The organism is Paraburkholderia sp. WC7.3g (assembly GCF_050436345.1).
Classification (GTDB): domain Bacteria; phylum Pseudomonadota; class Gammaproteobacteria; order Burkholderiales; family Burkholderiaceae; genus Paraburkholderia; species Paraburkholderia podalyriae.
The window spans coordinates 1,918,411-1,933,171 of record NZ_JBNDMA010000002.1; the positions used below are offsets into that span (position 1 = coordinate 1,918,411).

At 67.7% G+C, this 14,761-nt stretch carries 10 protein-coding genes; 5 read left to right on the forward strand and 5 right to left on the reverse strand.

The window, feature by feature from the left end; all coding sequences use genetic code 11:
• Positions 1–200 precede the first annotated feature (200 nt).
• From recC to OKW43_RS20330, 3 genes are read left to right on the forward strand one after another with little or no spacing between them, the layout of a single operon-like run.
• Positions 201–3,602, forward strand: a complete 3,402-nt coding sequence (gene recC / locus OKW43_RS20320) for an exodeoxyribonuclease V subunit gamma (protein ID WP_429449403.1) — start codon at positions 201–203, stop codon at positions 3,600–3,602.
• Positions 3,599–7,318 carry an exodeoxyribonuclease V subunit beta gene (recB, locus tag OKW43_RS20325; protein WP_429449405.1) on the forward strand — a complete coding sequence of 1,240 codons (3,720 nt, stop codon included), beginning with the start codon at positions 3,599–3,601 and terminating at the stop codon, positions 7,316–7,318. The genes recC and recB overlap by 4 nt, the downstream gene beginning before the upstream one ends.
• A complete protein-coding gene (locus OKW43_RS20330; protein WP_429449407.1) occupies positions 7,315–9,429 on the forward strand; it encodes an AAA family ATPase in 2,115 nt (704 codons plus the stop codon). The genes recB and OKW43_RS20330 overlap by 4 nt, the downstream gene beginning before the upstream one ends.
• A gap of 54 nt (positions 9,430–9,483) precedes the next feature.
• On the opposite strand, the gene OKW43_RS20335 is transcribed toward OKW43_RS20330, so the two are convergent.
• Positions 9,484–10,125 (reverse strand): VC0807 family protein, encoded by a 642-nt coding sequence (locus tag OKW43_RS20335; protein WP_429449409.1) that lies wholly within the window; start codon positions 10,123–10,125, stop codon positions 9,484–9,486.
• Positions 10,126–10,311: 186 nt separating this feature from the next.
• On the opposite strand from OKW43_RS20335, the gene arfB reads away from it, so the two are divergent.
• Complete coding sequence (arfB, locus tag OKW43_RS20340; protein WP_429449411.1) at positions 10,312–10,716, forward strand: alternative ribosome rescue aminoacyl-tRNA hydrolase ArfB; 405 nt, start codon at positions 10,312–10,314, stop codon at positions 10,714–10,716.
• A gap of 12 nt (positions 10,717–10,728) precedes the next feature.
• Here the strand turns inward: arfB and OKW43_RS20345 are convergent, their stop codons facing one another.
• Positions 10,729–12,048 (reverse strand): sensor domain-containing phosphodiesterase, encoded by a 1,320-nt coding sequence (locus OKW43_RS20345; protein ID WP_429449413.1) that lies wholly within the window; start codon positions 12,046–12,048, stop codon positions 10,729–10,731.
• Positions 12,049–12,538: 490 nt separating this feature from the next.
• Here OKW43_RS20345 and OKW43_RS20350 point away from each other — a divergent pair, with 490 nt between their 5' ends.
• Positions 12,539–12,829 carry a putative quinol monooxygenase gene (locus tag OKW43_RS20350; protein ID WP_187632821.1) on the forward strand — a complete coding sequence of 97 codons (291 nt, stop codon included), beginning with the start codon at positions 12,539–12,541 and terminating at the stop codon, positions 12,827–12,829.
• A gap of 80 nt (positions 12,830–12,909) precedes the next feature.
• On the opposite strand, the gene OKW43_RS20355 is transcribed toward OKW43_RS20350, so the two are convergent.
• The 3 genes from OKW43_RS20355 to OKW43_RS20365 all read right to left on the reverse strand — a co-directional run bounded on the left by OKW43_RS20355 (position 12,910) and on the right by OKW43_RS20365 (position 14,557).
• A complete protein-coding gene (locus OKW43_RS20355) occupies positions 12,910–13,167 on the reverse strand; it encodes a DNA-binding protein (protein ID WP_187610404.1) in 258 nt (85 codons plus the stop codon).
• A 233-nt stretch (positions 13,168–13,400) separates the two neighbouring features.
• Positions 13,401–13,640, reverse strand: coding sequence for a hypothetical protein (locus OKW43_RS20360; protein ID WP_187632820.1), 240 nt, complete (start codon positions 13,638–13,640; stop codon positions 13,401–13,403).
• A gap of 197 nt (positions 13,641–13,837) precedes the next feature.
• Complete coding sequence (locus OKW43_RS20365) at positions 13,838–14,557, reverse strand: YdcF family protein (RefSeq protein ID WP_376776308.1); 720 nt, start codon at positions 14,555–14,557, stop codon at positions 13,838–13,840.
• Between the last annotated feature and the right edge of the window lie 204 nt (positions 14,558–14,761).

The following is a 14,761-nucleotide window of genomic DNA, read 5'->3' on the forward strand; positions in this document are numbered from 1 at the left end:
CCATTCACCGAGAAAACCGCAGTTGAAAAGACAGCGCGAAACTGCCGTCGAGTCTAACTGATTTTGCGCGCGTTCTGACCTCATCCAATCGGCCAGGTTATGCCCTGGGGACGGGTTTGTTATGCTGTCGCTTCAATGTTCGCGGTGGCTTGCGCGCATCGCTCGCGGACCATCCGCGTGCCAAATGTCATCTGGAATCCATGCTTCAGCTCTTCTACTCGAACCGCTACGAAACGCTGGTCGGCGCGCTGCGCGGCGACCTCGCGCAAGCACCGTCCGACCCGTGGACCGCGCGGCCCGTGATCGTGCCGAGCGCGGCCGTGCGCCGGCGGCTCGAGCTCGATATCGCCGCGCGCCAAGGTATCTGCGCGAATGTTAACTTTTGTTATCTCGCGCAATGGCTGTGGGCGCAGATCGGCGGCGTGATCGAGGTGCCGAAGCATTCGCCGTTCGCGCCTGACCGGCTCGTGTGGCGCTGCTATCGGCTGCTGGAGAACGGGGATCAGGCGGACCGGGCGTTACCGTGGCACGCGTCGCCGCGTCTGCGCACCTATCTCGATGCCGCCGACGCGTCGATGCGCTACGAACTAGCGCGGCGGGTCGCGACGGTGCTCGATCACTATCTGACCTATCGCCCCGAATGGCTGCTGCAATGGCAGAAGGGCGGCTCGATCTTCGCGAGTGGCGCGGCGGACGACACCGGTCCGCGTCTCACCGGCGCGAATGAAGCGGCGCGCGAGGACGAGCGCTGGCAGGCGGCGCTGTGGCGTGCGGTGCTCGCGGAGCTCGCGCAAGCCGGCGCTCACGCGCAAACGTCCGCGGCCGCGCTGCCGCCCGCGTACCGGTTCCTCGATGAAATCGACGCGCTCGATCTCGAGGCAATCTCGAACGCGCAATGGCCCGAGGCGGTCAGCGTGTTCGCGCTGCCGACCATGCCGCCGCTGCATATTGCGTTGCTGCGCGCGCTGTCGCGCTGGATCGACGTGCGCCTGTATGTGATGAACCCATGCCGCGAGTTCTGGTTCGACGTCGTGAGCGAAGGGCGTGTGCAGGCACTCGACGCGGCGGGGCAGCTCGACTATCAGGAAGTCGGTCATCCGCTGCTCGCCGAATGGGGACGGCAGACTCAGGCGCAGTTGCATATGCTGCACGAGCTGACAGAAAGCGCCGCATCCGCCGAGACTGGCGATTTCACCGAAAACCCCGAGCCGAGCTGGCTCGCCGCCGTGCAGAACGGCATCCTCGATCTGCGCGATGAAGCCGATGCCGACGCGTTGCCCATCGAGCGCGGTATCGAGGTGCATGTCTGCCATAGCCTGTCGCGGCAGCTCGAAGTGCTGCACGACCGCCTGCTCGGCTGGTTCGACGAGTTCGACGATCTGCAGCCGTCCGACGTGCTGGTCGCCGTGTCCGATCTCGCGGCGGCCGGTCCGCTGATCGACGCGGTGTTCGGCACGACTCCCGCCGGCGACACGCGCCGCATTCCGTATCGGATCACCGGCTTGCCGCCGTCGCAGGCCAATCCGGTCGCGCGTCTGCTGCTCGACTGGCTCGCGCTGCCGGAGCGCAGCGTCGGCGCGCCGGATCTGGTCGAATGGCTGCGCGTCGATGCGGTCGCGGTGCGTTACGGCATCGATGCGAATTCGCTCGAAGCCGCGCAGGAATGGCTCGCGGCGGCCGGCGCGCGGCGTGGGCTGGCGCCGCTCGAACCGGTTGGCGAGCACGTGCCGGTCGCGCGTCATACGTTCGCCGATGCGCTGACGCGCCTCTACCTCGGCTATGCGATGCCGGCCGGTGGCGAGCCGGTCGATGCGTGGCTGCCGGTCGAGGGCGCGGACGGTTCGGGCGCCGAATTGCTCGGCCGTCTGTCGCGTTTCGTCGACGACATCGAGAGCTTCGCGGCGAGCTGCGCGATCGAGCGCACGCCGGCCGACTGGTCGCAGCTGCTGCTCGAAACGCTCGGACAGTGCTTCGACGGCGGCGTCGAGTTCGCCGATTCGCTCGCGGCCGTGCGCGACGCGCTCGACGCAATGAGCGCCGCGATGCAGGCCGGCGCGCAGCATGTATTGCTGCCGGCGTCGGTGGTGCGCACCGCGCTTACCGAAGCGCTCGACGACCCCGCGCGCGGCGGTGTGCCCTGGGGCAGCGTGACGTTTTCTTCGCTGACTAGCTTGCGTGGTTTGCCGTTCCGCGTCGTCTGCCTGCTCGGCATGGACGACGGCGTGCTGCCGTCGCTCGCGCGTGCCGACGAGTTCGATCTGATGGCCGTGTTCGGCAAGGCCGGCGATCGTCAGCGCCGCGACGACGAGCGCAATCTGTTCCTCGATCTGCTGCTCGCCGCGCGCGAGCGGCTCTTCATCGCCTACACCGGACGCAGCATTCGCGATAACGCGCCGCTGCCGCCGGCCGCTCTCGTCGACGAACTGCTCGATCATCTCGCGCAGGTGTCGGCGGGCAAGGACGCGAGTCCGGCCGAGGTCGACAGCGCGCGGCGCGAGTTCATCGTCGAGCATCCGTTGCAGGCGTTCGCGTCGGACTACTTCTCGGCGCAGCCCGACCTGTTCACCTACGACGCCGATCGCGCCGAGCTGGCCACGCTGCTCGCCGAACCCCACCATGCCGCCGCCGCGCCGTTCTTCGACCAGCCGCTGGCGCCGGAAGACGCGCACGAGATCGACCTCGACGACTTCGTGCGCTTCTGGCGTCATCCGGCGCGCGCGCTGCTGCGCGACCGGCTCGGTATCGCGTTGTCGGATGCGCAGGGCGAGTTGCTCGATACCGAGCCGTTCGATCTCGACTACGCGGGCCGCGACGCGCTCGCCGAACGCCTGCTGCCGGTGATGCTCGACGCCGACACCGCGGACGACGCGATGTTCAGCCGCGTGCAACGCGTCGCCGAGGCGAGCCCCGAGTTGCCCGGCGGCGCGACTGGCGCGGTGTGGCGCGCGCGCGAACTGTCCGCGCTACGGCAGTTGGCGCAAAGCGTGCGACGCGAAGTGGCCGCCGGCGTCGAGCGTTTGCCGTTCGTGCTCGACGTCGCGCCGCGCTGGCCGCGGGGCGGCGACGGCATCGATAGCACCGTCACCCTGTTCGGCGACTACGACGCGCTGCTGCGCGAGTCCGCCGAAACGCCGCTGCAATTGCGCGGCACGTTGAACCTGCTGACCGGAACGGGACAAGTGATTTTTCGTTATGCCAAAGCCAGCGCGCGCGACTATCTGTCCGCGTGGCTCGCCCATCTGGTCTATTGCGCGGCGCAGCCGGACGGTCCGCGCCGCACCGTATGGCATGGCAGCGGCGAGAGCTTCGAGCTCGCGCCCGTCGCGGCTCCGCTCGACGAACTCGCGCCGTTGGCTGCGCTCTTCAGTGCCGGCCGACGGCTGCCGCTGCGTTTCTTCCCGAAAAGCGCATGGGCGAGGGTCAGCGAAAGCGAATCGGCGGCGCAGGGCGTGTGGATCAACGACCGCGTGCGCGGCGAATCGGACGACCCCGCGTTGCGCATCGCGCTGCGCGGCACACCGCTTACGCTCGACGAACCGTTCGGCAGCCTCGCCGCGATCGTCTTCAAGCCACTGATCCAGCATTTGCGGAGCGCCTCATGAGCGACGCGCTGCGCCATCAAAGTCTGGTCGCCGACGAACTCGACGTGTTCGCATGCCCGCTCGGCGGTGTGAACCAGATCGAAGCGTCGGCGGGCACCGGCAAGACGTGGAACATCTGCGCGCTGTACGTGCGGCTGCTGCTCGAAAAGAACCTGAACGCGGATCAGATTCTCGTCGTTACGTTCACGAAGGCCGCGACCGCGGAGCTGCATGAGCGCATTCGCGGCCGTCTCGCGGAACTGCATCGCGCGATCGAGATGGACGACGACGGCAACGATCCGTTCATCCGCCGGCTATTCGAAACGACGCTCGCGCCCGAGAACGGCATCGAGCGCGAAGCCGCGTTGAAAGTCGTGCGCCGCGCGCTGCGCACGTTCGATCAGGCCGCGATTCACACAATCCACGCATTCTGTCAGCGCGCGTTGCAGGAAGCGCCGTTCGCCGCCGCGATGCCGTTTGCGTTCGAGATGGAAGCCGACGACGCGGCACTGCGTTTCGAACTCGCCGCCGATTTCTGGCGCGAGCAGGTCGAGCCGGTCGCGCATGCGCATCCGGCGTTCGCCGCGTGGCTGGTGGCGAGGCGGGCCGGTCCCGCATCGCTCGACGAGCAATTGGCGCGACGCCTGAAAAAACCGCTCGCGCAATTGCGCTGGGGCGGCGTCGACGCGGACGGCGCAAGCGCCGATCCGCAGGCCGGCTTCGATGTCGTGTGCGCGATCTGGCGGGCCGAACGCGACGCGATCGTCGCGCTACTGGCCGAGGCACAGGAGCGGCTGAGCAAGACCTCGCACAAGCCCGATCACGTGAGCGCGGCGATCGCCGCGTGGACCGACTACTTCGCGCACGGCGACTGCCATGCGCCGCCGCCGCGCGCCGCGCTGAAGCTGACGGCCTCCGCATTGAAGAAGGCGACCAGGGTCAAGTTCGACCCGCCCGTGCATCCGTTCTTCGAACATGCCGAAGCGCTGGCTGCGGCCATGGTCGCCGCCGAGGCCGCGCAGCGCGCGCGCTGGCTCGCGCTCGTGCAGACATGGCTCGACTACGCACCGGCCGAGTTGGTGGCGCGCAAGCGCACGCGCCGCGTCGTGTCGTTCGACGATCTGCTCGCGAATCTGTATCGCGCGCTGGCCGCGCATGCCTGGCTCGCCGATGCGTTGCGCAGCCGCTATCCGGCCGCGCTGATCGACGAGTTCCAGGACACCGATCCGCTGCAATTCGCGATCTTCAGCCGCATCTTCGCGCCGGCCGGCCCGCTGTTTCTCGTCGGCGATCCGAAGCAGGCGATCTACAGTTTCCGCGCGGCGGATCTGCACACGTATCTCGCGGCGCGCGAGTCGGCCTCCGCGCGCTATACGCTCGCGGTCAACCAGCGCTCGACCGCGCCGATCGTCGACGCATGCAACCGGATCTTCGAGGCGAACCGCCAGGCGTTCGTGCTCGACGGGCTCGACTATCAGCCGGTGCGTGCCGGCGAGCGGCGCCGCGCGCCGTTTGCCGATCCCGACGCGAGCGGCGGCGATTTCCGCATCTGGACGTTGCCGCAAGGCGAGGCCACGCTGAGCAAACGCGACGCGCAGCGCGCGGCGAGCGAAGCGTGCGCGGCCGAGATCGTGCGGTTGTTGCGTGGCGCGCGTGAAGGCGTGGTGACGATCGGCGACAAGCCGCTCGCACCGGGCGATATCGCCGTGCTCGTGCAGACGCACAAGCAGGGTAGCCTCGTCAAACGCGTGCTCGCGGCGTGGGGCGTAGGCAGCGTGGAGCTTGCGCAGGCGTCGGTGTTCGCGACGCTCGACGCCGAGCAGATCGAGCGCGTGCTGGCCGCCATCGACACGCCCGGCGATCTGCGCCGCCTGCGCGCCGCGCTCGCGACCGACTGGCTTGGGCTCGACGCCGCCGCGCTGTGGCGTCTCACGCAGGTCGCCGATGCGCCTGTGGCCGTCGATGAATCGACGCCAGCGCTCGATCCCGCCGACGCGATGGGCTGGGTCGAGCGTTTTTCGCGCTACCGGATGCTGTGGCACGAACGCGGCTTCGCGGTGATGTGGCGCACGCTGATGCGCGAGCTGCGCCTCGCGCAGCGGCTCGTCGCGGGTGTCGACGGCGAGCGTCGGCTGACCAACGTCGATCATCTCGCCGAACTCGTGCAGGCGCGCGCGGCCACCCAGCCCGGCATCGCGCCGACCTTGCGCTGGCTCGCCGCGCAGCGCGAGCAGGGCGGCGGTGAAGAAGCGCAACTGCGGCTCGAGTCGGATCGCAATCTCGTGCAGATCGTCACCGTCCATAAATCGAAGGGACTCGAATACGCAGTCGTGTTCTGTCCGTTTCTGAACGATGGCGGCTTGCGCGAGCCGCCATCGTCGGGCTTGCCCGACGCGCGCGAGTATCACGATGACAGCGGCGACGCGGTGCTGCACTACGGTTGCGATGAAGAGCAAGCCGAGCGCGCGTCGCGTTACGCGGTGCGCGAGCAGGCCGCGGAACGCGCGCGGCTCGTCTATGTGGCGCTCACGCGCGCGGTGTATCGCTGCTACCTGGTCGCGGGCACGTATCTGTCGTCACGCTCGACGAAGGAGTCGCGTCGCAGCGTGCTGAACTGGCTCGTCGGCGGCAGCGGCCACCGGTTCGACACATGGCTCGCCGAGCCGCCCGACGAAGCCGCGCTCGCGGCGAGCTGGCAGGCGCTCGCGGGTGGACCGGTTACGTTGCGGGCGCTGCCCCAAGTGACGCGCCGCGTGCCGCTGGAAAGTCTGCGGGATCAGGGCGCGCATCTGTACGCGCGCACGAATCGGCGGCTATTGCGCGATCAGTGGCGCATCGCGAGTTTCAGCGGCCTGATCGCGGCCGGCGGCAGGAGCGGGGAGGCGCACGCGCACACGCCGCAGGACGATGTGCGCCCCGATCACGATGAAATCGCCGATGCGCTCGAGTCCGCGCCGCCGCTCGCGCCGCCGGGCGTGGCGAACCTCCACGCGCATGCCGACGACGACATCCTCGCGTTTCCGCGCGGCGCGGCGGCCGGCGATTGCCTGCATCGGATGTTCGAACTCGCCGATTTCACCGACGCGCGCACGTGGCCCGAGGCGATCCGCGGCGCGCTGCGCGAGCGTCCGGCTCCGGCCGCGCCAGAACTCGCCGCGCGTTTGCCCGCAATGATGCATCGGCTGATCGCCGACGTCGTCTCAACCGAACTCGTGCCGGGCATGACCCTCGCGCGGCTCGATCCGCGTCGGCGCCTGAACGAGTTCGAGTTTCTGTTCGCGGCGCCGTCGCTCGATTTTCCGGCGTTGCGCGAGCTGCTGAGCGAATCCGGCTACCCCGACGTCGCGCTGGAGCCTGGCATGCTGCGCGGGTTCGTCAAAGGATTTATCGACATGATCGTCGAGCACGACGGCCGCTTCTGGATCGTCGACTGGAAATCGAACCATCTCGGCGACACTGCCGCCGACTACGCGGCCGCGCCGCTCGAAGCGGCGATGGCGAGTCACGCGTATCATCTGCAGGCGCTGCTTTATACCGTCGCGCTGCATCGCTACCTGAAGACGCGCGTGCGCGACTATGCGTACGACACGCATATCGGCGGCTATCTGTATCTGTTCGTGCGAGGCGTGCGGCCTGACTGGCGCGATGCCGACGCTGCCGCGGGCGTGCATAGGCGGCGCGCGCCGTTCGAACTCGTGGCGCTGCTCGACGCGGCGATGATCGGAGGTGGCGCATGAGCACGCCCGGCACGCTGGATCAGCGCGCGACCACGTCGCTCGCGCTTGAAGACCTCGGCGTCAATCTGCCCGCGCCGGCCGATTTCAGCATCGCGCTCGCTGAAGGGTTCGCGCGCCGCATCGGCATGCTCGCGCGGCGCGGTGGCGCATCGACCGAGGTGGTGAAGTGGGCCGCGCGGGCCGCGTTCGCGGCGAGTCGCGCGACCGCCGAAGGGCACGTGTGCGTGCCGCTCGCGACGCTCGCGCGCCGCTTCGATGCGTCGAGCGCCGAAGTGCGCGCGGCGCTCTTCGCGAGCGGCATGGCAAGCGACGGCGCGGCAAACGCGGCGGGCGCGGCGGCCGCGGTGGCCGCGGCGGCATTGAGGCCGCTCGTGATCGACGCGCAGGGGCGTCTCTACCTCGCGCGCTACTACGACTACGAGCGGCGTCTGGCGCATGCACTGGTCGCGCATGCGACGGGTGAGGCGAGCACCGCGAAGGCCGACGTCGACACCGCCCCCGCCGCTTTGCGCGAACGCCTGCTGCGCTACTTCGGGCCGCCGGGAGACGACGACGTCGACTGGCAACGCGTCGCGGCCGTGATGGCACTGTCGGGGCGGCTCACGATCGTGAGCGGCGGGCCGGGCACCGGCAAGACCACGACCGTGGTCGGCGTGCTCGCGTGCCTGCTCGATGCGCGCGCCGATCTGCGCATCGCGCTCGCGGCACCGACCGGCAAGGCGGCGCAACGGATGCAGGAAGCGTTGCTTGCGCGCGCGGGCGATCTGCCGCCCGAACTCGCCGCGCGTTTGCCGCAGACGTCGTACACGCTGCATCGCTTGCTGGGATCGGGGCCGGGCGGGCGCTTCCGGCATCATCGCGACAATCCGTTGCCGTATGACGTGGTCGTGATCGACGAGGCGTCGATGATCGACGTCGCGATGGCGACCCGTCTGCTCGACGCGATCGCGCCGCAGACGCGGCTCGTGATGCTCGGCGACAAGGATCAGCTCGCCGCGGTCGAGGCCGGCGCGGTGTTTGCCGAGCTCAGCGCGCGGCCGGCGCTGAGCGCGAGCGGATTGCGGCGGATCGCGCAGGCGCTCGACATCGACGAGGCGCGGCTCGCGTGCGCTTTGCCGCGCGCGTCGGGTGATGTCGAACAAGCGCCGTCGGACGATTTTTTTGTGCCGTCCGACGCGCTGCAGACATTCGAGCCACCTCCCTCTCCATCAGGCGATCTGTTCGACAGCGGCGCGACAGCGGCCACCGGCGAGCGGGCGCATCGCGATGTGCGATCGGCAAACGAACGCAACCCGCTCGCGGACTGCGTCGTCTGGCTCGAGCGCAACTACCGTTTCGGCCTCGAGTCGCCGATCGGCCGTTTGTCGGTCGCGATTCGCAACGGCTCACCGAGCGCGGCGCTCGACGTATTGCGGATCGACCCGACCGAAGTCTGTCCCGCGTCGCTGCACGAGGACGCGCACACGACGCTGGCCGAGCGAACCATCGCAAGACTTGCCGCTGGCTTCGCGTCGTACGCCGACGCGCTTGCCGCGACGCTCGCCGTCGATACGCCCGATCCATTGCCGCTTTTCGACGCGCTCAATCGCTTTCGCATCCTGTGTGCGACGCGGCTCGGACCTCGCGGCGTCGATCAGGTGAACGCCGCGATGGCGGCTCAGGTGCGCCGCGCCGCGGGCGTCACGCTCGCGGTCGGCGCGCAGTGGTTTGCCGGACGTCCGGTGATGGTCACGCGCAACGATTACGCGCTGGGTTTGTTCAACGGCGACATCGGCATTGCGTTGCCGGGCGCGGGCGGCGCGCTGCGCGTCTACTTCCGCACCGGCGACGGCGGTGTGCGCGCGGTGTCGCCGGCCGCGCTGCCGCCGCACGACACGGCGTTCGCGCTGACGGTCCACAAGTCGCAAGGTTCGGAATTCGAGCACGCAGTGCTGGTGCTGCCGTCGGCGTTTAGCCGGGTCTTGTCGCGTGAACTCGTATACACGGCGATTACTCGCGCGCGCGAACGCGTCGAGGTGATCGGCGCGCGGGCCGTGCTCGCGCAGGCGATAGCGACGCCGTCGCAGCGTGATTCGGGACTGGCCGCGCGGATTGCGGATGCGTCGTGTTGATCGCGCGACAGCGGGCAGCATAGCCGGAGTGGAGGCTCGTTGCGCGAGCGGCGCTCAACCGGCGATGCCGCTCGCCCGCTCGACGGCGTCGACGCGGCTGCGCATCGTCTTGCGATACCACAGCGTCCACAGCGCGAGTCCCGCGTAAATGCCGTAGCCGATAAAGGGCGATACGACGAGGAAGCGTTCGATCGGCCACGTCAGCGCCATCCATGCGCGCAGCGCGGTTTCGGCGCTCAGGCCGACGCCCCACACGAGCGTCATCTTTCGCATCGCGGTGGGCAGACCCGGGCGTTCGCGCCACAGCGCCTCGAAATGCGCGGCGCCGCCTTCCATTTCGCGCGCGACCGTTGCGCGGGCGAGGTAGAAGATCAGCGGACGACGCATCGGCAGCGACAGCAGGAACACCACGCCGACCGCGCCGGACACGAGCGACTCGCGCAACAGCAGCATGCGCGGACTGCCGCCGAGCGCCATGGCCGCGACCGACAGCACGATGCCCACTACCACCATGACGCTGAGCGCATCGACGCGCCGGAAGCGGGCGAGCTCGATTGCGCTCCACACCACCGGCGGCACGGCGGACGCGATCAGCGCGCCGGTTTCGCCGACACGCGGTAACGCGAGCCGGTAGGCAAGCCACGGCAGCAGAAAGTTGACGGCCAGTTCGAGCACGAAACCGGGACGGATTTTCATATGAATTTACGCCGTAAGCGAAAGAGCCAGTATCGATGAACCGGTGGCGCCGACGCAAATGGTTTTTCCCGTAGCGTTCGCGAAGCGGCGGCGCCGAGCGTTGCCGGGCGCGGCGCAGCGTGCCGACCCAGCGGGCATCTCGCGCTGAGCGCTTGTACACTGACGCATCTTCCTCGCCTTCCACCCATGACATCCCGCTACCCGATCCCGCTCAACGAAATCGAATTGACTGCAGTGCGTGCGCAGGGGGCGGGTGGTCAGAACGTCAACAAGGTGTCGAGCGCGATTCATCTGCGTTTCGACGTGCGCGCTTCGTCGCTGCCGGAAGTGCTGAAGATGCGTCTGCTCGCGCTGTCCGACCACCGGCTCACGCGCGACGGCGTCGTGATCATCAAGGCGCAGGAGCATCGGACCCAGGAGATGAACCGAGCGGCGGCGCTCGCGCGGCTCGATGAGCTGATCGAAAGCGTCAGCGTGACCCGCAAGCCGCGGGTCGCGACGCGGCCGACACGCGCGTCGAACCTGCGGCGGCTCGACAGCAAGGCGAAGCGCGGCGAAGTCAAGTCGGGGCGCGGCCGCGTGCACGACTAGCGGCGCGGGCCGCTATCGCTTGGCGCCGCGTCTGCCGGTGCGCGCATCCGGCGGCGAGGCCTCCGGCACGAAGTCGACGCACAACACGTGCGTGCCGTCGCGCTCGAACGCGATCGCGGCGGTGTAGCAGTCCTGGCCATCGGCGAGCGAGTAGTGCGGTCCCATCATCGCGACGCGGCCCGGCGCCGCGAGCGCGTGCCGGAAATACGCACGACGCGACCAGTTGCTGCGCGTCTCCGTATAGAGCGGCGCGAGCCGCTTCGGTGGAGGGGGCACGGTTGCCGCCGTCACCGAGGGCTGGGTCTGCTCGCCCTGATCGTCCGTCAGAAACACGCGGCGCGCTTCGGGCAGGTGCCAGACCTTTTGCGCAGCCTGTTCGAGGTCGCCGGTCGCCTTGCAGATGTCGGCGGCGGCGAGCACCGCTTCAGCGAAGCCCTCCAAACCGAGCCGCTGGTGGCCGGCGTGCGCGCGCTGGTAGTCGGCGAACTTGTCCCAGATCGACCCGACGAGGCCCGGCACATTCGTGCAGGCGGCTTGCACGCTGCTCTCCGGCTGACCGAACCAGAAGCCCTGCACGAAATCGACGTCGGCCTCCATCAGCATCATCAGCTCTTCATCGGTTTCGACGCCTTCGGCGAGCACGAGCGTGCCCGACTGATGCAGCATCGCGATCAGATGGCCGATCATCGATTCGTCGCCCTCGCGCTTGCTCGCGCGCGCGACGAGCGAGCGGTCGAGCTTGACGATGTCGGGGCGGAAGCGCCACACGCGGTCGAAGTTCGAGAAGCCGGTGCCGAAGTCGTCGATCGCGATCAGGAAGTCGCGCGGCTGTGACGCGGCGAGCATGCTCGCGACGGCGGATTCATCGTCGGCGGGCTGCTCGAGCACTTCGATCACGATGCGCTCCTGCGGCAGCCCGAAATGCGCGGACAGTTCGTCGATGAACGCACGCTGCGGCCAGCCGGTTTCGAACACTTGCGGGCGCGTGTTGAGAAACAGCCACCCGGTGCTGATGCCTTGCTCCATGAAATTCGCGACATGCAGGCAACGGGCGATGCGGTCGAGCTCGCGCGCTTCGGCGGCCGAGCGCGTGCCGGAGAACAGCACTTCGGGCGACACGGGCAGGCCGACCGGATCGAACGCGCGCAACAGCCCCTCGTAGCCGACTACGCACTGATGCGTGACCGACAGCACCGGCTGGAACGCGCTGTGCAACGTCAACGCGCGCCAGGTCGCGGTCCAGCCCGATTCGCCGCGGACCAGGTGCGGGAGCAGGCCGCTCACGGTCAATTCGCTGACGGATGGTATGGAAGCGGGCATGAGAGCTGACATGGGATTCTTGCGGCAAGGGGGTGAAGGGGCACGCACACCCATTCGGCGCGCAGCGCTCGCACACCCGAAGTGTCGAGGGGACGCAACGAATGCGTCCCGCGAACACGGAGGGCGGTACCCGCCACGCTGGACTCCGGCGAATCGGTCAAAATCAGTCTAGCAGTTTGCAGCGCGCCACAATGTGCGGGTTATCACAAACACAATGGTCCGCAAACCGGCTCGCTGCAACCGTGCGGCAACGCGTTGCGGAAATGCGCCGGAGCGTTTCGCGCGCTTGCCACGCGCGAAACCGATTCTCAATCGCAATGAGTCGCCGTACCAAGCCGAGCGTAGCAGGGCGCCCAGCGGTCGCCCGCCAAACTCCAGGCGCCGATGCGGCATGGCGGGCGCAGGCGGGATTCGTGCGTCGCGATGCTGGCCGGCGGGCTCGCCGGCAGGTCCAGCGATCCGCGGGTATGCTGCTGATTTTCGCAAAAACAGGAGATCAGGCATGGCGGAAATCGCGGTGGTCGCAATTTCGGTGGCGAAGCCGGGACATGAGGAGTTGTTGCGCGAGGCGCTCGAAGGCATCGTCGGACCGACGCGCAACGAACAAGGTGTGCTGCAGTACGACCTGCACCGCGACGTGCAGGAGCCGCGCCGGTTCGTGTTCGTCGAGCGTTGGGAAAGCCAGGATGCGCTCGCGGCGCATGCGAAATCCGAGCATATCCAGGCTTATAAGAAGGCCGCCGCGGACTGGATCGAGCACGCGGAGATTCGCGTGGTGTCGAAGATCGCCTGAGTTCGGGCGCGGGCGCCAGGAGCGCGCGGACACGCTGACGAGGTGCGGCGGCCCGCGGGTTGCCGGCGCGCCGTCAGCGATCAGTGGGTCGCTTGCGGGACATCGAGAATCAGGATGATGGTCCAGTCGGCGTCGCCGTCATGGTGATACTGGCGCTCCGCGACGATGAACGGCTGCTGCTTGTCAGCCGGGCCGAGAAACAGCACGTCGCCTTCCATCGGCAGGCATTCGACGGGCGGCAACGCGAGGTACGCTTCCTGACCACCACGCGGCATCAGTTTTTCGATCTTGCGTGATGCTGCTTCGGTCCATTCGATATCAAGCTGGATGTTGCTCATGCTGTCCTCCGCACCAGGTGCGCACGGGTTAGGGGATGCCGGCGGCTTGCCGGTCGGTGCGCGACTGTAGCATACAGAAAGCAGAGCGCAGGCGGCTTTAGCAAGTCGGTGCGGGTTCGAACTGGTCAGTCGACATCGAGCGGATCACGCAATAAAAAAGCCGAAACCGGCGCTGCCAGCTTCGGCTTTTTCACCTTCACGACGGGGCCGCGAGGCGAGATCCGCGAAGTCGCTCAGGTGCCCGAAGTGTCGGCACCCTTCTTGTGATGATGGGGAGCCATCTTGTGATGCTTGGCCGGCGCGGCGGGGGCGCTTCCCATCGATTGCTCGCGGCTTTGCAAATCTTGCGCACGCTGTTCGATGTCCGCGGCCTTAGCCGGATCGGTGCTCGTCGTGATGCCGTTGTCCTGGGCGTAGGCCGCGCCGGCTGCGGCACACAGGGAAACCAGGATCGCCAGGGACACTTTCTTCATCGTTACCTCCGTAGAGTGGTGGTGGACCCGAGTATTGCCTGTCCAGTGGGAGAGACAATGCATTCTATCGAGCAAATTCTGCTCCAGCCGATGGCTTTGTAACCGCGCAACATTTGTTACGTTTTGTATCAATCCGCGCGGTTAGATAAATCGCGACGTCCTCAACGCGCGGAGCATGGATCGGCCTACGTCGTTTGTCAGAACCATCCGATCGCGCGATACAGGTGAAATTGCGCGAGGCCGGCCAGTTCATGCAGCGCGATCTCAGCGGCCACGAGGTTATCGAAGCGCGGCAGCACGCCGAGCCGCACGCGCCGCGCGCTGGAAATCTGCGGCTGCGGCTCGATGCCGAAGCACTGAAAGTCGAGCAGCGCACGCGGCATGTGATACGCGGACGTGACGAGTATCAACGTGTCGTAATGTGATTGGCCCACAATGGCCGACACGTTGCGCGCGTTCTCGTAGGTCGTGCGGCTGTTTTTCTCGAGCACGATGTCCGAGCGCGCCACCTGCAGGCGCAGCAGATAGGGCAGGTAGGTGTCGGCTTCCGTCGCGCTATGTCGCTGTGGATTGCCGCCGCTGACGATAACCCGGCACGTGCTCGCCGTGCGCTTGCAGGCCGCATAGTTCCGCGCGCTGAGCTCGATGCGCGAAAGCACGTCGCGCGGTGGCACCAGCACGTGGTCGTCGTCGTAGATCGTGCCGCCGCCGAGCAGGATGATCGCGGTGCGTGGCGCGAAAGTAGCGGACGCGGCGCTCTGTCGTTGCGGCTGCGCGAGGTCGAGCAGTGGCGCGCTCAGCCAGCCGGCCGCGAGCAGCCAGAACAGCGCGATCATGCAGACGATGAGCGGACGGCGGGCACGTTTCCATAGCACGATTGCTGCAAAAAAAAGCGCTAATAAAGTGAATAGAATCAATTTAAATGGGGTAACGTATGTCTTTCGGGACAAATCCACGGGCTTGCCATCGCGCCGCGGCGGTCGCATCGCCGGTTCATGGAGAGAACGCTAACATGCCGTTCTGACGGGGGTTCCGAAATCCAGACCAGGCAGCTCCTGGCAGAAATCCGCTGTCCGACGGGCGGCGAGTTTCTGACCAGGGGCGGGTGCTACACGCGTCGC